Source organism: Chitinophagales bacterium, assembly GCA_016787225.1.
Lineage (GTDB): Bacteria > Bacteroidota > Bacteroidia > Chitinophagales > JADJOU01 > CHPMRC01.
The window spans coordinates 1-23469 of the sequence record JAEUUY010000005.1 but is presented as its reverse complement, the minus strand read 5'-3'; the positions used below and the strand labels follow the sequence as shown (position 1 = coordinate 23469).

Sequence of the window (23469 nt, the reverse complement as noted above, 5' to 3'; positions counted from 1 at the left end):
TTAATTCATACTATATTTGCCAACATATGAGCGAAGATTTGTTTAAAAATATAATTTCCCACTCCAAAGAGTATGGTTTCATTTTTCCGTCTAGTGATATTTATGACGGTTTGAGTGCAGTATATGACTATGGTCAGAATGGAGTATTACTGAAAAATAATTTGAAAGAATATTGGTGGAAGTCTATGGTGCAGATGCATGAGAATATTGTAGGGATAGATGCTGCGATATTTATGCATCCTAGCACATGGAAGGCTAGTGGGCACGTGGATGCTTTTAATGATCCATTGATTGATAATAAAGACTCTAAAAAAAGATATCGAGCCGATGTCTTGATTGAAGATTATATGGCTAAGCTCGATGAGAAAATTGAAAAAGAAGTCGAGAAGTCAAAAAAGCGATTCGGCGATAGTTTTGATGAAAAATTGTTTCGAGAAACCAATCCTCGAGTTCTAGAAAATAAGACAAAACGAGAAGCAGTAGAGAGCAGATTTAAAAAGGCATTAGAAGATGCGGATTTTGCAGAAGTCAAGAAGATTATCGAAGATTGTGAGATCGTTTGCCCTGTCAGTGGTAGTAGAAATTGGACGGAGGTTCGTCAGTTTAATTTGATGTTTTCGACGCAAATGGGTTCGGTTGCCGAAGGTGCAGACACCATTTATTTGAGACCAGAAACTGCCCAAGGAATTTTTGTCAACTTTCTCAATGTCCTCAACACTTCACGTCAACGTGTTCCATTCGGTATAGCCCAAATAGGTAAGGCATTTCGAAATGAAATAGTGGCGCGTCAGTTCATCTTCCGTATGCGAGAATTTGAACAGATGGAAATGCAATTTTTTGTAAGACCAGGCACAGAAATGGAAGCATATGAATATTGGAAAAGTACGAGAATAAATTGGCATAAAAAATTAGGATTAGGAGAAGGAAAATATCGTTTCCATGACCATCTTAAGACTGCTCACTACGCGAATGCTGCCGTGGACATTGAGTTTGAATTTCCATTTGGAATTAAAGAGTTAGAAGGTATTCATTCAAGAACAGATTTCGACTTAAAACAACATCAAGAACTGTCTGGAAAGAAATTGCAGTATTTCGATCCAGAACTGAATGAGAGTTATATTCCTTATGTGGTGGAAACCTCTATAGGCCTAGATCGTTTATTCTTAGCGGTTCTTTCTGCAGCTTATTGTGAAGAAAAATTAGAAAATGATACGCGTATCGTTTTAAAAATCCCACCTGTCTTAGCTCCAAATAAGGTGGCAATTTTACCATTGGTGAAGAAAGACGGACTGCCAGAAAAGGCAAGGGAAATATTCAATATACTGAGAATATCTTATCATGTCTCATATGATGAAAAAGATGCCGTAGGAAGAAGATATAGACGACAAGATGCAATAGGTACACCATACTGTATAACTATAGACTATGAAACCTTTGAGGACAATATGGTTACTATACGTGAAAGGGATTCAATGCAGCAGGAGCGAATTTCAATTACTGATATAGAATCTTATTTGGCAGATAAATTGTCATGGAAAACATTACTGTTTTAACATCTAACATTATTTAATCACAACAATAAAATTATGAATATGTCGGCAATCCTACAAGAATTAAGAGAAGATGGAATTTTGATATTAACCATCAATCGTCCTGATGCATACAATGCTTTGAATAAGGCGTTTTTCGACGCTATGGACTCTATCCTCGATGACATATATTCCAATGAAAAAATAAAATCGGTCATACTCACTGGTAGCGGAGATAAGGCTTTCGCTGCGGGTGCTGATATCAAAGAGTTTTCTAGTTTCAACGAAAATCAAGCTAAAAAGTTGAGTCGTGACGGACAGAACGTAATGAATAGAATGGAGAACTGCCCTAAACCTATTATTGCAGCTGTCAATGGTTTCGCTTTGGGTGGTGGATGTGAATTAGCTATGTGTTGTCATATACGAGTAGCTAGCGACAGCGCCCTTTTCGGTCAACCAGAAGTTAATTTGGGTTTGATACCAGGCTACGCAGGTACTCAGCGATTAGTGCAACTCATAGGCAAAGGCAAAGCCATGGAATATCTCATGACAGCTGACAATATGAAGGCGGACGAAGCACATAGACTAGGTTTGGTTAATTATGTAGTAAGCAAAGATGAGTTGATGACTAAATGTATTGAACTAGCAACTAAAATAAATTCTAAAGCTCCATTTGCCATAGGGAAAATAGTCGAATGTGTACAGTCTTATTTTAAAGATGGACCTGTTGGCTTTACTACGGAGACGAATTGCTTTGCAGAATGTTTTGAAACCGAAGATTTCAAAGAGGGGGTAGCTGCTTTTATGGAGAAGCGAAAAGCTGTTTTTACTGGTAAGTAAATTGCGAGTTTCTAGTTGCTAGTTACTAGATTTGTTACTTAAAATAAAAAATATGAGTAATTTTAAAAAATTATTAGTTTGGAGCAAGGCTGTTAGTTTTGTAATAGTAATTTATAAAGTTTTATCAGAATTTCCACAAAGTGAGTTATATGGATTGACAAGTCAAATTAAAAAAAGTGCAATATCAATTCCTTCAAATATAGCAGAAGGTTCCAGTAATCGCTCCGTCAAAGAATTTGATAGATTTTTGTGTATCGCATTAGGTTCATCGTTTGAATTAGAAACACAGTTAATTATTGCCTTTAATTTGGAGTTTATAAATGAACACACTCATTCGGCTCTAAATGAAAAACTAGGAGAGATTCAAAAAATGATTGTTTCTTTTCAAAAGACTTTGAATAAAACTAAAAACTTATAACTAATAACTAGAAACTAAAAATAATGTCATTCGACCCTAATGCTCTCGGCCTAGATAATGGTAATTTATATGGACTTCCATCTACTTTCAAAGATGCAGAGGTTATAGTATTCCCAGTTCCGTGGGATGTGACAGTGAGTTATGGCGATGGCACTAGCTTGGCACCTGAACTTATTCGTGAAGAGTCTATGCAAGTAGATCTTTATGATTTAGAATTTGGAAATTTTTGGGAGAAGGGAATTTTTTATTTAAAGTCATCTCCAGTACTACTTGAAAAATGCATTAAACATAGACAATACGCAGTAGAAGCTATTAAACTGCAAGAAAAAGGGAGAACCGTCGAAGACAGTTTTACGCTCAAAAATAATACGGAACTCATTAACCAAGCCTGTGAGGAAATGGTAGACTGGGTTTATAAGGAATGTTCAAAGATACTGAACGAAGGTAAAAAATTGGTATTACTTGGAGGCGATCATTCTACGCCATTAGGCTATTTAAAGGCTTTGAGTGAAAAATTTAAAGATTTCGGGATATTACAAATAGATGCACATTGTGATTTGCGGGAGGCTTATGAAGGATTTACCTATTCACATGCATCTATTATGTATAATGCGTTGAAATTCGAAAATGTAAAGAGCTTGACACAAGTAGGTATTCGAGATTTTTGTGAAGAAGAAAAAGATTTTGCTAAAAAATCAAAGAAAAAAGTCAATATTTTTTATGATAGAGATATCAATTATCATATGTTCGAAGGCAAAGGTTGGAGAACGATTTGCGATGAAATAGTCAAGACTTTACCTAAAAATATTTATATCAGTTTCGATATCGATGGTTTGCAGCAAAAATATTGCCCGAATACTGGGACGCCCGTAGCAGGTGGGCTAGAAGTCGATCAAGTTTTCTATCTCTTCAACCATGTAAAAAAAGCGGGTAAAAACATTATTGGTATGGATCTCAATGAGGTGGGCAATGACGTGTGGGATGCTAATGTAGGAGCTAGAGTTTTATATAGAATGATAGGCACATGGATAGCAGATTAAACTCCTAGTTTTTAAGAGTATCTAAATAAATAAAAAGTATGCGTTATTTGATTTTTATTTTAGCTCTAATAATAAGCTCCCAATGCTTTGCTCAGAAGTCGAAAAAAATAAATAAAAAATTAGAACTTCTTTCTCCCACTTTTCGAAAGATTGATTCTTTGACTAATGGTAATATTCAAGTAACAATTATAGATAGAATTTCAAAGAATAAAATTCAAGAGGAACAATTTAAAGACACCATAAAAGATGGTATGTGTGTCTATTATTTTAGTAATGGTAAACCTAGGGAAGTCATTTACTACAGGCTTGGTAAGAAGGATGGAATTTACAAAAGTTTTTTTGAGAATGGCAAGCTAATTATCGCTGGTTACTATAAAGAGGACAAAGAGGATGGTGTATTTACCTACTATTTTTCTAATGGAAACAAACAAGCTATCAAAGAGTATAAAATGGGTGCTGACGAAGGTGGAATAGCTATGTTTGACTCTACTGGAGTTAAGTTAGTTGATGGTGCATATAAAAATGGAAAACGTCATGGCTATTGGCAAGATTTTTTTAATAATGGTAAACCTAGGTTGGCTGCTTATTTCAAGAATGGCGAGTACGAAGGTCCTTATACTGATTATTTCGAAAATGGACAAGTTCATGTGAAAACCTATTTTCTCAATGGAAAGCAAGAAGGACAGCGTATGGAGTTTGATTCGCTAGGTACACCAGTAAAAAGAGTTACCTTTCGCTATGGTACAGAAGCTGGCAGTTTTGAAAACTATTACCCCAATGGCAAGGTGATGGAAAACGGATACTACTCCCAAGCTAAATTGCATGGTAAATATAAAAAATTTTATGATGATGGAAGGGTTATGGAAGAAGGCGAATACAATATGGGCAATAAAATTGGGAAGTGGTTTAGCTATGATAAAAATGGCAATAAAACCAAAATAAAATTTTAAATGAATCACTTTATTGAGATTTATAGTTTCATAACATCTCAACCCCTCAACCCCTCAACTTCTAATAACTAATGAATCATTTACAAGAGAAACTTGAAAAAATTAAACTCATACTATTGGATGTCGATGGGACTATGACCGATGGCGGTATTTATGTATTGCCCGATGGTTCGCAAATCAAGCGCTTTTTTGCTCAAGATGGCGAGGGTATACGCCGAGCGATAGAAGCTGGATTTGAAGTAGGTATTATCAGTGCTGCAGGATTGGCTAAAGATATAATACAACAAAGAGCCAAAATTTTGAACATAACTCGAGTTCATGCAGAAAGAAGTAGCAAGGTAGAAGTAGCCAAGAAGTGGGCTACGGAACTAAATTTACTTCCTGAGGAAGTCGCATATATGGGAGACGATATCATTGATGCAGAGGTCATGCAATGGTGTGGATTAGCCTGTGCACCAAAGTCTGCGCACAAATCAGCTTTAGCGGTGGCAGATTATATTACAGAAAAGGAGGCTGGGTATGGCGCTGTACGAGAGTTTATGGATTTAATTATGGAGGCAAATTAAATTTATATTGAGCTTAGTTAAATTATTAAATTTGTTCTTGAATTTCTTTTTTCTTTCATAATTTAAATCGTTTAATTATGCACAATCTTTTCTTAATATTAGTAGTGAGTGTTTTTCTCACATTGGGGTCTTGTAGTAGTAATAATTCTTCAGGTTCAACTGGCATACCAAATGCTAATCTCAGCATGCGAGTTGATGGCAGGTTATTTACCTCAAATAAGGGTTTCGGTATTTATAACGAAAATACAATAACAGGTACGATAATTAAGTCAGTTGGATTTGGGCACAATGCAGAAGTGAACGAGGAATCCATAGAATTACAATCTGGTTCGGAGGTTACTCCTGGAGTTGTATTTACCTTCAAAAGTGCTACCCCTTTAACTGGTGCGCTCAATTCAGCTATTTATAAAAAAGCAAATACAACTTCTACAAGTAATGCTTACACAGTGGCTGCTTTAACTGGAAACGCTAAATCTAGGTTTACTTATAAAATCATTCGAATTTTTGATAATCCAGCAGGTGTTACCGGTAAATCAGTTGAATTCGATTTTTCAGGTGTAATCTATAAAAATAATAATGCGAATGACTCTGTAGTAATTACAGAAGGCACTGTGAGATATTAATTTGATTTAGCTACTAAAATTCCTTCAATTTAATCTTTTAAGAGAATTTAGAAATGGAGTATGTAATTTTTTTTATTGATTTCAGTAAAGTTCTTTATGTTCGCAAGTATTAAAAAATCAATAAATAATGGGTACATTTGTAATTACAAAAAGAAAAGATGGAGATTTTCAGTTTAATCTAAAGGCTGGTAATGGTCAGGTAATCCTAACCAGTGAAGGCTATTCTTCCAGAGCTGCGTGCGATAATGGCATCGAAAGTGTCAAGAAAAATTCGCAAGATGATGGCAGATTTGAAAGAAAAGAAAGTTCGAATGGCAAACCTTTCTTCAATTTGAAAGCCTCCAATGGTCAAGTCATAGGAAAGAGTGAATTGTACGAGTCTTCTGCTTCGATGGAAAATGGCATAGAATCTGTCAAGAAAAATGCCCCTGAAGCAACAATTAAAGAGGACTTGGAATAAGTTAATGTAAATTTAATCTAAGTTTAAACGTCAATTAACCTGTAGATTTACAGCTGTTTAAGATATGTTTAATCTCTAATTATTGATTCCCATACGACTAAGTGGCACAAAAGTGCCTCCTAATTCTTTTTTATTCTAAATAGTTGATTAAATGATATTTATATTAGCTAAATGCTCACCTAGTTCAACTTACATTTGTTTTTTAAAACTAGAGTTTAAAATCTCTTGTTAATTACTTGGTATAACTAATACATCCTTCATTTTCAGCCTAAATATTAGATATTCAATGAGATAGTGCTCGTCCATTATGCAGGATGGATGATTTTTATTATAGATTTTTCGTTTTCACATTCAAGTTAAAATCTAAGGTAATTAAATACCGGTAGTAAAAAAAATAATATATATTTGCATTTCAATTTTATTAACTCATTTTCAAAGATAAAATCAATTCATTTAAATAATTTCTTATGAAAAAACTCTTACTCAGCTTCTTTTGTCTGACATCGGTTGTCTCTTTAATGGCTCAAGACAAAAATGTAGGTATCAACACCTCTACACCACATGCTTCGGCAGCTTTAGATGTCGTAGATACAGCAAAAGGGGTGCTCTTCCCTCGAATGACAATGATGCAAAGGAATGCAATTCCTACTCCAGCTACAGGTCTCTTGATATGGCAGACAGATGGTATTAGTGGGTTTTACTTTTACGATGGTTTAGCCTGGATCAAGCTAAAGGAAATCGATGCGACAACGAGTGTCAAAGGTATTGTTCAATTAGCTGGCGATTTGACAGGAACGGCAGGTTCGCCTACTATAGCTAATGGAGCAGTAACAACTGTTAAGTTATCTGATAATGCAGTCACAACCATAAAAATGATGGATGCAAGTGTTACTACAGTGAAATTGGCTGATGGTTCTGTTACAAATGCTAAAATAGCTAATAATGCAGTGGATTCATTTAAGATTTTAAATGGATCAATCAATACAACTAAGATTAGAAGTGGTGGTAATAATAGAGTTTTGGTTACAGATGGAACAGGAAATGTAGTTTGGTTAAATAGAACAGACTTAGCTGGTGTGGCAGATCTTGCTACAATAATTGGTGAGGGTACTACGGCTAATCCATATAGAGTAAATGATTTAGGAATCGTTACGGCAAAGATAGCAAATAGTGCTGTAACCACTGCAAAGATAGCCGATGCAAATGTAACCACTGCAAAAATAGCCGATGGAAATGTGACTACTATTAAGATAGCGGATGCGAATGTAACAACTCCTAAGATAGCTGATAATGCTATTACAACTGCTAAAATAGCAAGTGGGGGTAATAGTAAGGTTCTTGTAACAGATAATATTGGTAACGTAGCTTGGTTAAATAGAAGTGATTTTGCTGGTATTTCAGATAATATTTCTGTGGAGGGTGATGGCACGACTGCAAATCCATACAGAGTGAAAGATTTAGGCATTGTAACTGCTAAGTTAGCAGCTAATGCTGTTACCAATGCAAAGATAGCTGATAATGCCATAACTGGCAACAAGATTCAAGACGGACAAGTAGATTCAGCTGATATTGCGGCTAATGCTATAAGAACTAGTCATATTAACAATGGAGCAGTAACAAATGCTAAAATAGCAAATCCAACTGTTGGTCATGCTGTCGGGACACTAGGTACAGATGTAAACTATTCGTCAACTACCACTACTCTCGGTGGATCTACCACATTAAATATTCCTAATGCCTCAGCTACAAACAGAGGAGCTTTAACTTCTTCAGATTGGACAACCTTTAACAACAAATTAGGAACGACACTCCCATCAACAAATATATGGGTGGGTAATGCTTCTAGTGTGGCTACAGCTGTGAGTATGGCAGGTGATGCTACTATTTCAAATACAGGTTTGTTGACTATTTCTAATAATGCAGTGACGACTCCTAAAATTTTAGATGGACAAGTAACTAATGTTAAATTGGCAAATTCTACAATCAGTAATGCTGTGACTAGTGCAAACGCAGCAGACATTACTGTAAACGCGAGTACAGCACTTGGAGGAACTACTACTATTAATATACCAAATGCTTCTGGTACGCAGCGTGGTGCTTTGACATCAGCAGATTGGAATACATTCAATAATAAGTTAGGTACAGCATTAGCTTCAGCTAATATCTGGGTAGGTAATGCTTCAGCAATAGCTACACCAGTAACTTTATCAGGTGATGCTACTATGACCAATACAGGTGCATTAACAATATCAAACAACGCTATTAATACTGCGAAAATTCAAGATGGTCAAGTGACGAATGTTAAACTTGCAAATTCTTCTGTTGGTCAAACTTTAGGAACTGCGGGAACTGATCTTAATTATTCTTCTGCTACTACTACACTTGGTAGCTCTACTACATTAAATGTACCAAACGCGTCAGCGACTTCTAGGGGTGCTTTGACTTCTACGGATTGGACAACATTCAATAATAAATTGGGAACAACGCTTCCATCTGCTAATATATGGGTAGGTAATGCCTCAGCTGTAGCTACTCCTGTAGCTATGTCAGGAGATGCTACTATGGCGAATACCGGAGCACTTACAATTAGTAATAATGCGATAACAAGTGGTAAAATTGCCGACAATGCAGTTGTTACTTCTAAAATTCCTGATGGACAGGTGACGAACGTTAAACTTGCTAACTCTACGGTAGGACAAACCATTGGCACTGGCGGAACAGATATTACTTATTCTTCAGCCACTACAGCACTCGGAAGTTCTACAACATTAAATATTCCGAATGCTTCAGCTACCTCTAGAGGAGCATTGACATCAGCAGATTGGACAACGTTTAATAATAAATTAGGTACAATCTTAAATTCAGCTCGTGTTTGGGTAGGTAATGGGTCAAATGTGGCTACAGCAGTAGATTTAAGTGGAGATGTTACCATAAATAATGCAGGTGCTGTCACTATCTCAAACAATGCGGTTAATAGTGCCAAAATAGCAGATGCAACGATTGTGGCAGCTGATTTAGCAAGCAATTCAGTAGAAACTGCTAAAATAGTAGATGCCAATGTAACCAATGCTAAATTAGCTAATGGTTCTGTCGACTCTGCAAAAATCGCTGCTGGTTCTATTCGTAATTTACATATAGCTGCGAATGCTATTGATACTTCTAAAATTAGAAGTGGTGGTATTAATAAAGTATTGAGTACAGATGGTTCAGGAAATGTGGTTTGGGAAACGAAAGTGATTCCTCTACCTGCTACAACCACTACATTAGGTATGGTTCAATTAGCTGGTGATTTAGGCGGTGTAGGTACTACAGCCGCTGCTCCAGTGATTACTGATACTGCTATTACGACGAACAAACTTAGAAACTCAAGTGTAACGGAAGTAAAAATAGCAAATAATGCTATAACAAATCCTAAAATTCAAGACGGAGCTGTAACAGTATCTAAAATAGGTGACCTTCAAGTGAGAACTGCTAAAATCGATGATTTAGCTGTTACTACAGGTAAGATTGATAATTTAGCCGTTACTACCGCAAAGATTGCTGATTTGAATGTAACAACAGGTAAAATAGCAGACGGAGCCGTGACTACTGGTAAAATAGCAGATGACAATGTCACAAGAGTGAAAATTGTAAACTCTGCGGTTGATACAAGCAAAATTCAGAGTGGAGGTAATAATAAGTTATTGTCTACGAATGCATCAGGGACTGTAACTTGGTTAAGTAAAGATAGTTTAGGTGCCATAGCCGATCAGATTACAATTCAAGGGAAAGGTACTGCAGCGGATTCATTTAAAGTAAAAGATTTAGGAATATCCACAGCGAAGTTGGCAGATGCTGCGGTGACTACAATAAAAATTGCTGATGCGAATGTGACCACTGCTAAAATTGCTGATGCGAATGTGACCACTGCTAAAATTGCAGATAACGCTGTGACTACAGCCAAGATATTAGATGCGAATGTAACCACGGCTAAAATTGCAGACAATGCCGTTACTACAGCCAAGATTTTGGATGCGAATGTGACTACAGCAAAAATTGCTGATGCGAATGTAACCACGGCTAAACTTGCAAATGATGCCGTGACTACAGTAAAGATATTAGATGCGAATGTGACCACTGCAAAGATTGCAGACAACGCCGTTACCACCGCCAAGATACTGGATGCCAATGTGACTACAGCTAAAATAGCCGATGCCAATGTGACTACAGCTAAAATAGCTGATGCGAATGTAACCACTGTTAAACTAGCAAATGATGCTGTGACTACAGTAAAGATATTAGATGCGAATGTGACCACTGCAAAGATTGCAGACAACGCCGTTACCACCGCCAAGATTTTAGATGCCAATGTGACTACAGCTAAAATTGCTGATGCAAATGTAACGAGACCGAAGATTGCAAATTCCGCGGTTGATACAAGCAAGATTCAAAGTGGCGGTAATGATAAGATATTGACTACAAATAGCTCAGGAGTCGTAACATGGTTAAATAAAGGTAGCTTACCAGTAATCTCTGACAATATTTCTGTACAAGGTACTGGTATAGTAGGTGATTCATTGAAGGTAAAAGATTTAGGTGTATCTACAGCGAAGTTGGCAGATGCTGCGGTAACTACAATAAAAATTGCAGATGCCAATATTACAACTGCAAAAATCCTAGATGCGAATATAACGACAGCAAAAATTGCAGATAATGCAGTAACTACTGCAAAAATCTTAGATGCGAATGTAACAACAGCTAAAATTGCTGATAATGCTGTCACCACAGCTAAAATAGCTGATGCAAATGTGACTACAGCTAAATTAGCTGATGCGAATGTAACCACCGCTAAAATTGCAGATAACGCTGTGACTACAGCCAAGATATTAGATGCGAATGTAACCACGGCTAAAATTGCAGACAACGCCGTTACTACAGCCAAGATTTTGGATGCGAATGTGACTACAGCAAAAATAGCTGATGCGAATGTAACCACAGCTAAACTTGCAAATGATGCCGTGACAACCGTTAAGATATTAGATGCGAATGTGACCACTGCAAAGATTGCAGACAATGCCGTTACTACCGCCAAGATACTGGATGCGAATGTGACTACAGCAAAAATAGCTGATGCAAATGTAACGAGACCGAAGATTGCAAATTCCGCGGTTGATACAAGCAAGATTCAAAGTGGCGGTAATGATAAAATATTGACTACGAATAGCTCAGGAGTCGTAACGTGGTTAAATAAAGGTAGCTTACCAGTAATCTCTGACAATATTTCTGTACAAGGTACTGGTGTAGTAGGTGATTCATTGAAGGTAAAAGATTTAGGTGTATCTACAGCGAAGTTGGCAGATGCCGCAGTGACAACAATAAAAATTGCTGATGCCAATATTACAACTGCAAAGATTGCAGATGCGAATGTAACCACAGCTAAGATTGCAGATAACGCCGTAACTACAGTTAAAATATTAGATGCCAATGTGACTACAGCTAAAATTGCAGATAATGCGGTAACAGGAATTAAGATATTAGATCAGACAGTAGACTCAGCAGATATCAATGCTGGAGCAATTAGAACTTCTCATATTGCTACTGCAGCAGTAACAACATCGAAATTAGCTGACTTAAGTGTCTCTAATGATAAACTTCAAAATGGTTCGGTTACTACTACAAAGATTGCTGATGATGCGATAACTTCTGCAAAAATTGTTGATGCTGCAGTTACAGTCACAAAAATAGCTGATGCAAATGTAACGAGACCGAAGATTGCAAATTCGGCAGTTGATACAAGTAAGATTCAAAGTGGCGGTAATGATAAGATATTGACTACAAATAACTCAGGAGTCGTAACGTGGTTAAATAAAGGTAGCTTACCAGTAATCTCTGACAATATTTCTTTACAAGGTACTGGTGTAGTAGGTGATTCATTGAAGGTAAAAGATTTAGGTGTATCTACAGCGAAGTTGGCAGATGCCTCAGTGACAACAATAAAAATTGCTGATGCCAATATTACAACTGCAAAGATAGCCGATGCGAATGTTACTACAGCTAAACTAGCAAATGATGCTGTAACAACCGTAAAAATATTAGATGCGAATGTAACTACTGCAAAAATTGCAGATAATGCTGTCACCACTGCTAAAATAGCTGATGCGAATGTGACCACTGCTAAAATAGCTGATGCGAATGTAACCACGGCTAAAATTGCAGACAATGCCGTTACTACAGCCAAGATTTTGGATGCGAATGTGACTACAGCAAAAATAGCTGATGCGAATGTAACCACGGCTAAACTTGCAAATGATGCCGTGACAACCGTAAAGATATTAGATGCGAATGTGACCACTGCAAAGATTGCAGACAACGCCGTTACCACTGCCAAGATATTGGATGCGAATGTGACTACAGCTAAAATAGCTGATGCCAATGTGACTACAGCTAAAATAGCTGATGCGAATGTAACCACCGCAAAAATTGCAAACGATGCTGTGACCACAGTAAAGATATTAGATGCGAATGTGACCACTGCAAAGATTGCAGACAACGCCGTTACCACTGCCAAGATTTTGGATGCGAATGTGACCACAGCTAAACTAGCTGATGCGAATGTAACCACCGCAAAAATTGCAAATTCCGCAGTTGATACTAGCAAGATTCTAAGTGGCGGTAATGATAAAATATTGACTACGAATAGCTCAGGAGTTGTAACATGGTTGAACAAAGGTAGCTTACCAGTAATCTCTGACAATATTTCTGTACAAGGTACTGGTATAGTAGGTGATTCATTGAAGGTAAAAGATTTAGGTGTATCTACAGCGAAGTTGGCAGATGCTGCGGTGACAACAATAAAAATTGCTGATGCCAATATTACAACTGCAAAGATAGCCGATGCGAATGTAACTACGGCTAAACTAGCAAATGATGCTGTAACAACGGTAAAAATATTAGATGCGAATGTAACTACTGCAAAAATTGCAGATAATGCTGTCACCACAGCTAAAATAGCTGATGCCAATGTGACTACAGCTAAATTAGCTGATGCGAATGTAACCACCGCAAAAATTGCAAATGATGCCGTGACTACAGTAAAGATATTAGATGCGAATGTAACCACTGCAAAAATTGCAGATAATGCTGTGACTACAGTTAAGATATTAGATGCCAATGTGACTACAGCTAAACTAGCCGATGCTAATGTAACTACAACTAAACTAGCTGATGCGAATGTAACCACCGCAAAAATTGCAAACGATGCCGTGACCACAGTAAAAATATTAGATGCGAATGTGACCACTGCAAAGATTGCAGACAATGCCGTTACCACCGCCAAGATTTTGGATGCGAATGTGACCACTGCAAAGATTGCTGATGATGCCATAACTACTTTAAAGATTCTGAATGCCAATGTAACCACATCCAAAATAGCTAATGCTGCCGTAGATACTACCAAAATAGCTGCAAATGGAAATAATAAAGTGCTAGCAACTGATGGTACCGGTGTTGTACGTTGGATTGATAAGACAGCTGTAGGAACTTCAGTTAGCGATAATATAACTATAACTGGTACAGGTGCTGTAGGAGATTCATTAAAAATAAAGAATGGTGGAGTAGACTCTGCCAAGATAGCTTCGAGTGCAGTTAAAACTATTCATTTGACAGATTCAAGTGTAACAAATGCTAAATTGAAAAATGGCGCTGTTGACTCTGCCAAAATCGCTGCAAACGCTGTCAATCCAGTTCATATTAAAGGGGATGCGAATAAAATACTAGTTTCTACTAGTGGCACAACTACTTGGGTTGAGAGATTTGCTCCACAAGAAACTGCAACAGGAGCTACTTATACTATTTCAGCTAGTGCTTCGAATTACTTGATTGTGCAGGTTGTTAATACCTCTGGCGGAACAACTACTGTAAATGGTCTTTATGGAATTCTTGTAGGTAAAACAGGTACCTTTATAAGTAGTGGAACAGGTTGGATATTAGTTGGCGTTACTCCTTAATTAAATTAGAAAAGAAAGACGAATAAAAATTCTTGTTAATCATTCTAATTTAAAGAAAATGAAAAAATTAATTATTATACTCACAACAGCAATATCTGGGCATTTAGTTGCCCAGACATTGTTCTCTAATGGTGCCAATATAACTATTAATGGTGCTAGCGTTCAGGTAAATGGTTCTGTGCTAAATAAGGGTATGCTGGATGTGAAACAAACATCCAATATTGTAGTAACTGGTAACATAAATAATCAAGGCAAGATCTCCAATGATGGTCATATCGATTTGTATGGAAATATTTGGAGTACAACAAAGATTGACAATCCTCTCTTTGGTTCATGGGCATTCAACGGTACTGCTTCTCAAGAGATTACGTCTGATTCTGCATTTATAGCTAAGGATATATTTTTCTCAAATCCTAGCGGTTTTAAAATTAGTGTAATGAATGATATCAAGGTAACAAATGCCTCTAATTTTGCACGTGGGATACTAGAAATGCTCAATGCTACTAAAATGAGATTCGGACCAAGTGCTAGTCACTTTAATAGTTCTGATACTAGCCATGTAAAAGGGGTGGTAGCTAAGGAAGGGACAGGTAGTTTCAATTACCCTGTTGGAACAGGTGTTAAGTTGCAGGATATATCTATTAATGCTTCTTCTAATCCTTCTGCCATTCAAGTAGGTTATAAAACAGGAGATGCAGGTTCTGCTCTTTTCGGTATCACTGGTCCGCAAACTACTCCATTACAATCATACAATACAGCTGAATATTGGCAAATGTCGAGTGGTGGAGCACAGGGTACAGTTGTAATGACACACGATGCGCATAATGCACTCACCATTCCAGCTTTAGCAGATGTAAGAGTGGGTAGAAAAGATGGCTCACAATGGCTAAATCAAGGTGGTGTGGCAACGGGATCAATTTCTTCGGCTACTGTTGAAAGTTTGAGTAGTAATTTAGATGGTGATTTTACATTAGGTATTGTGAAAAAGGATATAATGGTTTCTATCTTTAACCCTAGTGGAAAGACCAGTATTTGTAATAAGGATACCTTGACCATTATAGCTCGCAGAGTTCTTGGCATCAACGAATTTCCGACTTCGACTACCTTTACTATGAGTCCATTAAGTGCAGTCATTAAGGTTAATGATACGACATTTAAACTATTCCCAAGTACCACTACACAATTTACATTGACTGGTACAGACCAAAATAACTTAATGGGTATAGTGAATTTCAACCTTGTAGTCAATCAATTACCAATTGTAACTGCTGCTATAAAGAATCCATTAGTTTATAATGGTGTTCCTTTGAATATTTGGCCAAAGGATAACCCGATTGAACTAATAGCTACAGGAGCTACAAGCTACGCTTGGTCTCCATCTACTTTTGTCAATACGGGTATAAATAGCGCTACCTTGATAGCAACCCCTGCAAACCATATTACTTATAATGTAACAGGTACTGATAATAACGGTTGCAAGAATACCTCCTCTGTTGAAGTACGTGCATTTATAGTAAAAACAGAAAATCTTAGCTCTTGTACGAATATAACCTGGAGAAATCGCACTATTGCGAAGACAGGGACCTATGGAGATACTATTACTGCTTCAAGCGTAGATACTATATTCCTTTTGAATTTTGTTTCGAATGCAGTGAATGTGGGTATAGCTATGGAAAATGGCAAACTCGCTTCTACCTGTATGGATTGTAAATCTTATCAATGGTATTCATGTAGACCAGATGGTTCTTTTACCCCTATTGAGAATGGTACGTCTCGAATTCTTAATATTACTACCATAGGTAATTATTCTGTAGAGGTGTCAAATGGGCTTTGTTCAGCGAAGTCTCCTTGTATGTCTAATTCTACATCTGCTATAGCCTCTCCTAATATTTTTGAAGGTATAGCTGTTTATCCTAATCCTTTTACCGATAATATAACAGTACATTTAGATAAGGATCCAGTTAGTGCCTATATTCAAATTGTAGATATGAATGGTCGTGTGGTGCATACGAAAAGAGTAACTGGAGTTTCAGAGACAAGGTTGAATCTATCAACCCTTGCGAATGGAAGCTATTTTATTCAGATAGTATTTGATAAAAAGGATAAGAATATGTATTATACTAAAATTGTCAAAGAGTAATATGTTGTAAAAGGCTTATTCTATTTAACTTTAATAAGCCTTTTTTTTATCTAGTTATCAGCGTAAACTTAAATTCAATAATGAAATGAGCATCAAATTAATGTATTTTCTTTCTACCTAAGAAACATTAATTTTTTGGAGATCGAAAGTGATTAATAAAAATCAAAATATAAACACATGAAAAATGTAATTTTCTTATTAATACTTGGCTTTAGTTTAACTGTTAAAGCTTCAGGTGATTCAGTTATTAAGAAGAACTATTATGGAGGTACTCGGTATTCGGTTCGAACGGATGTTAATTTTATGAACGTAACGGGTCGTACTGGATTTAATGGTGTAGGGTTTAATGCCAGCGGACAGTTCGATTACAACCTAACGGATCAGGCTTTTGTAGGTATTTACGGGGGGTATGCCAGTGATATGGCTACCAAGGATCGATTTTTTATTGTCGGTGATAAAGTATTTAATTTTACAACCTCTCAATTAGCGTTTTTTGGAGTCGCTGCGGGATATACTATTTGGCGAGAAGGTAGATTTAATGTAACACCAGACCTTAAAGTTGGATTAGGTTATTTTCAAGTTGATGAAATCAATGCGAATTTAAATAATAGTTTCAAGTTAAAGAGGAGTCTTATTATGGTTACACCTCGATTAAATTGTGGATTCTTGATAGGTAGGAATATCGAACCAGGTCTAAGTTTTTCCTACCTAATACCGCATTCAGTAAATGGAGACATTAGCGACTACCAATTGAGAAATATGAGTGCAGGGATGTATTTAAAAGTACGTTTTTAAATAATATATTTCTGTATTACACATTTATAAAAAAAATGGCTTCTCATTGAGAAGCCATTTTTTTTATAAATGCTAAGCCGCATCGTTGCCTCCACCTAGTCTGGGAGCAATTAGTTTTTTCCAGATAAAAATAATCAAACATGCACCGACCACACTAGCTATGAGACTCATAATATTATTATCCTCATAGAGTCCTAATTTGTTAAAGGCAAATCTACCTACAAAAGAGCCTATAATACCGAAAGTCAATGTTCCCCATATACCACCTGGTTCTTCTCCTGGCATAATTTTTCCAGCAATAAATCCAGCGACTAAGCCTAACAAAGGTGTTGAGATAAGATGAAAATCAATCATAATTTTTTAAATTTAAGGGTTAATATTACAAATATAGGCTTCTATTTGAATATTGCATAAAAAAACCGCTCAAGGTAGAGCGGTTTTAAATAGATTGTATACTTTATTAGTACTTATAAATAAAATGCAGACTTGATTTTATCTACAAAGTCTAACTTTTCCCATGTAAATAACTCTACTTCAATGGTTTTTTCGTTATCTTTACCTTTATTGAATGTCTTTTTAATTACTTCGTTTTTACGACCCATATGTCCATATGCAGCAGACTCGAGGTACATTGGGTTTCTGAGTTTCAATCTTTGCTCTATAGCATATGGTCTTAAATCAAAAATCTCTTCTATTTTTCTTGCAATTTCACCATCATTCATTTGTACCTTGCTAGTACCATAGGTATTGATATACAATCCACATGGCTTGGCTACACCTATTGCATAAGATACCTGAACCAATACCTCATCACATAACCCAGCAGCAACCATATTCTTGGCGATATGTCTAGTAGCATAGGCCGCACTTCTATCTACCTTGCTTGGATCTTTACCTGAAAATGCACCACCTCCATGCGCACCTTTGCCGCCATAGGTATCTACGATGATTTTTCGACCTGTCAATCCTGTATCGCCATGCGGTCCACCGATAACAAATTTTCCAGTTGGATTGATATGATAAGTAATTTTATCATTGAATAGCGCTTGTATTTCAGGTTTTAATTGTTTTTTTACTCTTGGAATGAGTATATTTATCATATCCTCTTTGATTTTTGCGAGCATTTTCTCGTCAGCATCAAAGTCGTCATGCTGTGTCGATATCACGATAGTATCTATTCGTACTGGCTTATGATCATCTGAGTATTCTATAGTTACCTGAGATTTAGCATCAGGTCTCAAATACTTAATTTCGTTATTTTCTCTGCGTAAAACAGCCAACTCTTCAAGCAATTTATGCGCTATATCTAGTGCTAAAGGCATATAATTGTCTGTTTCGTTGGTCGCATAGCCAAACATCATTCCTTGGTCACCAGCTCCTTGTTCTTCAGGGTTTTTGCGCTCTACACCTTGGTTGATATCTGCTGACTGCTCGTGGATAGCTGAGAGCACTCCACATGAACTAGCATCAAACATATATTCACTCTTAGTATAGCCTATCTTAGTGATTACATCTCTTGCGATAGATTGTACATCGAGGTAAGCATTCGATTTAACTTCGCCAGCTAATACTACTTGACCTGTTGTTACTAAAGTTTCACAAGCCACCTTAGAGTTAGCATCATAAGCTAGAAAATGATCTATCAGTGCATCTGAAATCTGGTCAGATACTTTATCGGGGTGTCCTTCGGAAACGGATTCGGAAGTAAATAAATATGGCATAATATTCTAATTATAAAAATAAGGCGCAAATCTAATAAAATTGACTTAGATATTAGATTGAAATTTTAGCTCATTTTACATCAAAATGAAAGATTTCCAAATCTTCCATTTTACCGATAAATGCATCGCCGGATTGAATGGGTCCTACTCCCGCTGGGGTTCCAGTAAATATGAGGTCGCTTGTTTCCAATGTGAAATACCTAGATAACTCAGATATGATACTTGAAAATGAATGAATCATTTGCTTGGTATTACCATGCTGAACCATCATTCCATTTTTTATCAACGAAAAGCTCAAATTTTTTAAATCAAATTTAGTTTTAGCAACGAAGTGACCTAATAGTGCAGAACCATCAAAAGCTTTAGCTTTTTCCCATGGTAGTCCTTTGGCTTTTAGATTGGATTGAATATCTCTAGCTGTAAAATCGATACCTAAACTTAGTTCTTCATAATAATTGAAAGCCTCTTCTAATGGAATATTTTTACCCTGTTTGCTTATCTTTAGGACGAGTTCGCACTCATAGTGAATATCCTTGGAGAAGTTTGGCAGTGACCAAGACTTTGAAATATCATGCAATGATGAAGCAGGTTTCATAAATATAACCATTGATTCAGGAATTTCATTTTTCAATTCGTGAATATGGTCAACATAATTCCTACCTATACAGAAAATTTTCATTTAGAATGTGAAGAAAAGTAATTGTTAAAAAATAGCCATATAGCAGGGCTATGATCAACCCGAGTTTACAAGATTTAGGTCGTCTAGTTAGGCACTTTGTATATCTGACTGTAGTTCCTACATTTATCGTAGGAAGTTCGGACAAGTCACGAACCGTCAGTCCGCCATTGCACCTTTAGACATTTGACCCGTCATGTGTTTAATTTATAGAGATCAAGCGCGATAAATCTATATGGCTAGTGCAAATATACGTTAATCCATCATAATTTCAATAAATATTTCTAGCTTTGTCATTCAATTATTTCTATGAGTGGTAAAATTATTGGCTTGGGTGGAGTATTTATAAAATCACAAGATAAACCTCGTTTGCTAAAATGGTACGCAGATGTCTTAGATACTAAAATGGAGGATTGGGGAACGATTTTGCCTATAGCACAGATAGATTCAAATGAGAGTCAAGTATTTTCGGTTTTTCCAGAATCAACCAATTATTGTCATTCGCACCAGTCGTATATGATAAATTGGATGGTGGATGATTTAGAGAAATTAATAGAAAAATTAAAAGTGAAAAATATTGAAATCAATATGGGTGAAGAAAGTGAGTATGGTAAATTCGCATGGCTCGATGATTGTGATGGGAATAAATTGGAGCTCTGGGAGCCACCTAAAATCAATTCAAAATAGCTCATAGCTCGAAATATTAATGAAACCTTGTGCTATTGTCATTTTAAATTGGAATGGAATTGCTTTCTTAAAGCAGTTTCTGCAATTATTAATAGATAGAACACCAGAGGCTTTAGCTAATATTTATGTCATAGATAATGATTCAAGCGATGATTCTGTATCATTTTTGCGAGAAAATTTCGCTAAAGTTGGAATTATACAGAATAAAAACAATTATGGCTTCGCCGGCGGTTATAATCATGGATTAAAAGAAATTAAAGAACCAATATTGTGCCTACTCAATTCTGATATTGAAGTAACTGGTCATTGGCTGCAACCTATTTTGAACCATTTCAATGAACATGAGAATGTAGCTGCGATTCAGCCCAAGGTTTTGGATTATAAAAATAAAACTAAGTTTGAGTATGCTGGCGGCAGTGGAGGTTTTTATGATCACTTTGGCTATGCAGTCTGTCGCGGCAGATATTTCGATCATGTAGAAGAAGATATGGGTCAATATGACGATGTCGTAGATATATTCTGGGCTAGTGGTTGTTGTTTTTTTGTAAGGAATTCTGTTTTTAGAGAAGTAGGTTGTTTTGATTCAGATTATTTTGCGCACCAAGAAGAAATAGACTTGTGCTGGCGAATTAACAACTATGGTTATAAGATACAAGTAATACCCCAATCGGTAGTTTATCATTATGGTGGAGGCAGCTTACCCTATGGCAGCTATTTTAAATCTTATCTCAATTTTAGAAATAGTTTGTTTAATCTGTTCAAAAATCTAAAAAAACGACACTTGATATTTGTACTTCCTACCCGCATGATCTTAGATGGAGTAGCAGCTATTCATTCTATCATTAAGACCAAAAATTTACTGACATTTCGTTCAATAATACATGCTCATAGCTCTTTTTACTTATCATTATCTACACTCATTGAGAAGCGAATTAAAATAAAATATAAAGGTTATCCAAAGACCACCATGAAAAAATATATCTTACTTGATTACTATATTTTTAAATGTAGATACTTTAGTGAGTTATTGCATTAAATAAGGAATTATGGATGGAAGTATTAAGAAAACGATGCCTGAATTAAATAGAATTTCAAAAGAAGAATATACCTTGAAACATCAAGGTGGATTGGTCTTGATTCTGGATAATGTCCGTAGTGCTTTCAATGTCGGATCAATCTTTCGAACTGGTGATGGTATGGGTGTGTCTTTTATTTATCTATGCGGTATTACTTGTCAAATAAACAATAGAGAATTACAAAAAACAGCATTAGGTGCAGAGTTATCCGTACCTTCCGTTTATTTAGAATCTGCTAGAGAAGCTATAACCCTTTTAAAAAATGAGGGTTATATGATCTTGGCTCTAGAACAAACTCATGATAGCAAAACATTGCAGAACAACTTGTTTGAAACGAATAGGAAATATGCTATAATAGTAGGCAATGAAGTCGAAGGAGTATCAGAAGAAGTTCTTCGTATAGTCGATGCTTGTATAGAGATTCCACAAGTAGGCGCAAAACATTCCTTAAATGTAGCGAATGCAGCTACTATTGTCCTTTGGGAATACTTTAAATCGAGAAATAATGCTTATACAATCTAGTTTTCAAAAGGTAAAAAAGTATACTTCAGTTCGTTCTGGAGAGAATAAACTAGGACAAAGTCTAGATATAAACAAGAATGACATATTGAATCGCCGAGAGTTATTGTCTGTTCTAAAAAATCTGAAGTCAAAGTATATTATCCTCGGAATTTGTGAAGATGTAGGTGTGAGAGCAAATTATGGTAAGGCTGGTGCAAACAAAGCGTATGATACTTTTTTGTCATACTTTGTCAATGTTCAAAACAATCAATTTATTGCTAGCGATGCTATTTTTTTATTGGGTGAAATATTCGTTACTGATATACAGAATGCTTCCAAGGAAGTAAATAACATAGATAAGCTCAGAGAACTTTGCGCTAAAATAGATGAGCGTGTAGTTCCTGTTATTGAGTCTATAGTTATGTCTGGTAAAATACCTATTATAATCGGTGGAGGACATAATAATGCTTATGGAAATATAAAAGGTACAGCTCTAGCTTTAGATAAAAAAATTGATGTGTTAAATATTGATCCTCATGCTGATTTTAGGGTAGAGGAGGGAAGACATAGTGGTAATGGGTTTCGCTACGCTTTCTCTGAAAACTATATCGAAAGATATGGGGTTTGGGGTTTACATGAAAATTATAATAATCAATCCATCCTTGATAGTTTTTCTCAAAACCCAAATCTATTCTTTGAGAGTTTTGATAATATGCTGAGAAATTCCTCAATTTCTCTAGATCAATTTTTAAATCAATTTTCAAATGAGATTGGCTTAGAATTGGATTTAGATGCTGTAAAAAATATGCCTACCTCCGCAAAAACACCTGTTGGTTTTGCAGAAGAGGAAGTCATCTATTTCGTTTATAAAATTTCAACTTCTAAAATAGTATTATATTATCATTTGACAGAAGGAAGTCCAGATGAGGCAAATGCTTATATCGTCGGGAAATTTCTAACTTATCTTGTTACCTCAATTATTAAGACAAAGTAGATGTATACTAGAATAAATCCTCACACTTTACGAGATGAGATAGTAGATCGAACGACCTTTGAAAAAGAAGTTTCAGAATCTTTGTCTAGGTGTCAATTGAGGAAGGATAATCATTTATCATACTGTTCTAAACTTGGAGAACTTTATCGCTTAGATGGCAATTATCAAGCTGCAGAGGATATCTTAAAATCAGTTTTATTGGATTTGGAAGATTCTTCAGATGAAAAGTTAGTATTTTTAACTGAACTCCGACTAGCTATCGTTTATCAGTATGCAGGTGATTGGGAAAATGCACTCAATTTATTTGAAAAATTAGAGTTTGAACCATTTAACCCAAATTAATCATTAGAAGCCACAACGTGGCGAACTAAATGATTTAGTTGGGGTTATCCCGATTTAGAATTTGTTTCAAGATTTATAAAATATTGAAATACAAATTCTTAATCGATTCTGCATTTTCTAATGCAG

19 protein-coding genes are annotated in these 23469 nt (G+C 36.0%); 16 read left to right on the top strand and 3 right to left on the bottom strand.

Annotated elements, in window-relative coordinates; genetic code table 11:
• The first annotated feature begins 26 nt into the window (after positions 1-26).
• From JNL75_00640 to JNL75_00590, 11 genes are all read left to right on the top strand, one after another.
• Entirely contained in the window at positions 27-1553 is a 1527-nt protein-coding gene (locus JNL75_00640) for a glycine--tRNA ligase (GenBank protein ID MBL7788320.1), read from the top strand.
• Between the two features lie 33 nt (positions 1554-1586).
• On the top strand, positions 1587-2369 hold the full coding sequence (locus tag JNL75_00635; GenBank protein MBL7788319.1) for an enoyl-CoA hydratase/isomerase family protein: 783 nt from the start codon (positions 1587-1589) through the stop codon (positions 2367-2369).
• Positions 2370-2421: 52 nt separating this feature from the next.
• A complete protein-coding gene (locus tag JNL75_00630; protein MBL7788318.1) occupies positions 2422-2787 on the top strand; it encodes a four helix bundle protein in 366 nt (121 codons plus the stop codon).
• Between the two features lie 23 nt (positions 2788-2810).
• Entirely contained in the window at positions 2811-3827 is a 1017-nt protein-coding gene (locus JNL75_00625; protein MBL7788317.1) for an agmatinase family protein, read from the top strand.
• A 38-nt stretch (positions 3828-3865) separates the two neighbouring features.
• Entirely contained in the window at positions 3866-4777 is a 912-nt protein-coding gene (locus JNL75_00620; GenBank protein MBL7788316.1) for a toxin-antitoxin system YwqK family antitoxin, read from the top strand.
• 71 nt (positions 4778-4848) lie between these two features.
• Complete coding sequence (locus tag JNL75_00615; protein MBL7788315.1) at positions 4849-5343, top strand: HAD hydrolase family protein; 495 nt, start codon at positions 4849-4851, stop codon at positions 5341-5343.
• A 77-nt stretch (positions 5344-5420) separates the two neighbouring features.
• Complete coding sequence (locus JNL75_00610; GenBank protein ID MBL7788314.1) at positions 5421-5966, top strand: hypothetical protein; 546 nt, start codon at positions 5421-5423, stop codon at positions 5964-5966.
• 127 nt (positions 5967-6093) lie between these two features.
• Positions 6094-6426 (top strand): YegP family protein, encoded by a 333-nt coding sequence (locus tag JNL75_00605; GenBank protein ID MBL7788313.1) that lies wholly within the window; start codon positions 6094-6096, stop codon positions 6424-6426.
• Between the two features lie 467 nt (positions 6427-6893).
• Positions 6894-14411, top strand: a complete 7518-nt coding sequence (locus tag JNL75_00600; GenBank protein ID MBL7788312.1) for a hypothetical protein — start codon at positions 6894-6896, stop codon at positions 14409-14411.
• A gap of 58 nt (positions 14412-14469) precedes the next feature.
• Positions 14470-16551 (top strand): T9SS type A sorting domain-containing protein, encoded by a 2082-nt coding sequence (locus JNL75_00595; GenBank protein MBL7788311.1) that lies wholly within the window; start codon positions 14470-14472, stop codon positions 16549-16551.
• Positions 16552-16728: 177 nt separating this feature from the next.
• Positions 16729-17346, top strand: coding sequence for a hypothetical protein (locus tag JNL75_00590; GenBank protein ID MBL7788310.1), 618 nt, complete (start codon positions 16729-16731; stop codon positions 17344-17346).
• A gap of 72 nt (positions 17347-17418) precedes the next feature.
• On the opposite strand, the gene JNL75_00585 is transcribed toward JNL75_00590, so the two are convergent.
• The 3 genes from JNL75_00585 to JNL75_00575 form a co-directional block, all read right to left on the bottom strand.
• Positions 17419-17700, bottom strand: a complete 282-nt coding sequence (locus JNL75_00585; protein MBL7788309.1) for a GlsB/YeaQ/YmgE family stress response membrane protein — start codon at positions 17698-17700, stop codon at positions 17419-17421.
• 113 nt (positions 17701-17813) lie between these two features.
• Positions 17814-19067, bottom strand: a complete 1254-nt coding sequence (locus tag JNL75_00580; protein MBL7788308.1) for a methionine adenosyltransferase — start codon at positions 19065-19067, stop codon at positions 17814-17816.
• 70 nt (positions 19068-19137) lie between these two features.
• Positions 19138-19746: a fumarylacetoacetate hydrolase family protein gene (locus JNL75_00575; protein MBL7788307.1), complete on the bottom strand. Its 609-nt coding sequence runs from the start codon at positions 19744-19746 to the stop codon at positions 19138-19140.
• Between the two features lie 306 nt (positions 19747-20052).
• Between JNL75_00575 and JNL75_00570 the strand changes: the two genes are divergently transcribed.
• From JNL75_00570 to JNL75_00550, 5 genes are read left to right on the top strand one after another with little or no spacing between them, the layout of a single operon-like run.
• Positions 20053-20430 (top strand): VOC family protein, encoded by a 378-nt coding sequence (locus JNL75_00570; protein MBL7788306.1) that lies wholly within the window; start codon positions 20053-20055, stop codon positions 20428-20430.
• Positions 20431-20449: 19 nt separating this feature from the next.
• Positions 20450-21466, top strand: a complete 1017-nt coding sequence (locus JNL75_00565) for a glycosyltransferase (protein MBL7788305.1) — start codon at positions 20450-20452, stop codon at positions 21464-21466.
• 10 nt (positions 21467-21476) lie between these two features.
• The gene (locus tag JNL75_00560) at positions 21477-22028 is read left to right on the top strand and encodes a TrmH family RNA methyltransferase (GenBank protein ID MBL7788304.1); all 552 of its coding nucleotides are present in this window, start codon (positions 21477-21479) and stop codon (positions 22026-22028) included.
• Positions 21967-23001 (top strand): arginase family protein, encoded by a 1035-nt coding sequence (locus tag JNL75_00555; protein MBL7788303.1) that lies wholly within the window; start codon positions 21967-21969, stop codon positions 22999-23001. The genes JNL75_00560 and JNL75_00555 overlap by 62 nt, the downstream gene beginning before the upstream one ends.
• The gene (locus JNL75_00550) at positions 23002-23343 is read left to right on the top strand and encodes a tetratricopeptide repeat protein (GenBank protein MBL7788302.1); all 342 of its coding nucleotides are present in this window, start codon (positions 23002-23004) and stop codon (positions 23341-23343) included.
• Positions 23344-23469 lie beyond the last annotated feature (126 nt).

Excerpts from the sequence above, each read along its gene's own strand:
- JNL75_00640 (MBL7788320.1), top strand. The coding sequence starts at position 27 with ATGAGCGAAGATTTGTTTAAAAATATAATTTCCCACTCCAAAGAGTAT.
- JNL75_00560 (MBL7788304.1), top strand. The coding sequence starts at position 21,477 with ATGGATGGAAGTATTAAGAAAACGATGCCTGAATTAAATAGAATTTCA.
- JNL75_00615 (MBL7788315.1), top strand. The coding sequence starts at position 4,849 with ATGAATCATTTACAAGAGAAACTTGAAAAAATTAAACTCATACTATTG.
- JNL75_00620 (MBL7788316.1), top strand. The coding sequence starts at position 3,866 with ATGCGTTATTTGATTTTTATTTTAGCTCTAATAATAAGCTCCCAATGC.
- JNL75_00635 (MBL7788319.1), top strand. The coding sequence starts at position 1,587 with ATGAATATGTCGGCAATCCTACAAGAATTAAGAGAAGATGGAATTTTG.
- JNL75_00550 (MBL7788302.1), top strand. The coding sequence starts at position 23,002 with ATGTATACTAGAATAAATCCTCACACTTTACGAGATGAGATAGTAGAT.
- JNL75_00575 (MBL7788307.1), bottom strand. The coding sequence starts at position 19,746 with ATGAAAATTTTCTGTATAGGTAGGAATTATGTTGACCATATTCACGAA.
- JNL75_00595 (MBL7788311.1), top strand. The coding sequence starts at position 14,470 with ATGAAAAAATTAATTATTATACTCACAACAGCAATATCTGGGCATTTA.
- JNL75_00565 (MBL7788305.1), top strand. The coding sequence starts at position 20,450 with ATGAAACCTTGTGCTATTGTCATTTTAAATTGGAATGGAATTGCTTTC.
- JNL75_00590 (MBL7788310.1), top strand. The coding sequence starts at position 16,729 with ATGAAAAATGTAATTTTCTTATTAATACTTGGCTTTAGTTTAACTGTT.
- JNL75_00610 (MBL7788314.1), top strand. The coding sequence starts at position 5,421 with ATGCACAATCTTTTCTTAATATTAGTAGTGAGTGTTTTTCTCACATTG.
- JNL75_00625 (MBL7788317.1), top strand. The coding sequence starts at position 2,811 with ATGTCATTCGACCCTAATGCTCTCGGCCTAGATAATGGTAATTTATAT.
- JNL75_00555 (MBL7788303.1), top strand. The coding sequence starts at position 21,967 with ATGCAGCTACTATTGTCCTTTGGGAATACTTTAAATCGAGAAATAATG.
- JNL75_00630 (MBL7788318.1), top strand. The coding sequence starts at position 2,422 with ATGAGTAATTTTAAAAAATTATTAGTTTGGAGCAAGGCTGTTAGTTTT.
- JNL75_00570 (MBL7788306.1), top strand. The coding sequence starts at position 20,053 with ATGAGTGGTAAAATTATTGGCTTGGGTGGAGTATTTATAAAATCACAA.
- JNL75_00605 (MBL7788313.1), top strand. The coding sequence starts at position 6,094 with ATGGGTACATTTGTAATTACAAAAAGAAAAGATGGAGATTTTCAGTTT.
- JNL75_00600 (MBL7788312.1), top strand. The coding sequence starts at position 6,894 with ATGAAAAAACTCTTACTCAGCTTCTTTTGTCTGACATCGGTTGTCTCT.
- JNL75_00585 (MBL7788309.1), bottom strand. The coding sequence starts at position 17,700 with ATGATTGATTTTCATCTTATCTCAACACCTTTGTTAGGCTTAGTCGCT.
- JNL75_00580 (MBL7788308.1), bottom strand. The coding sequence starts at position 19,067 with ATGCCATATTTATTTACTTCCGAATCCGTTTCCGAAGGACACCCCGAT.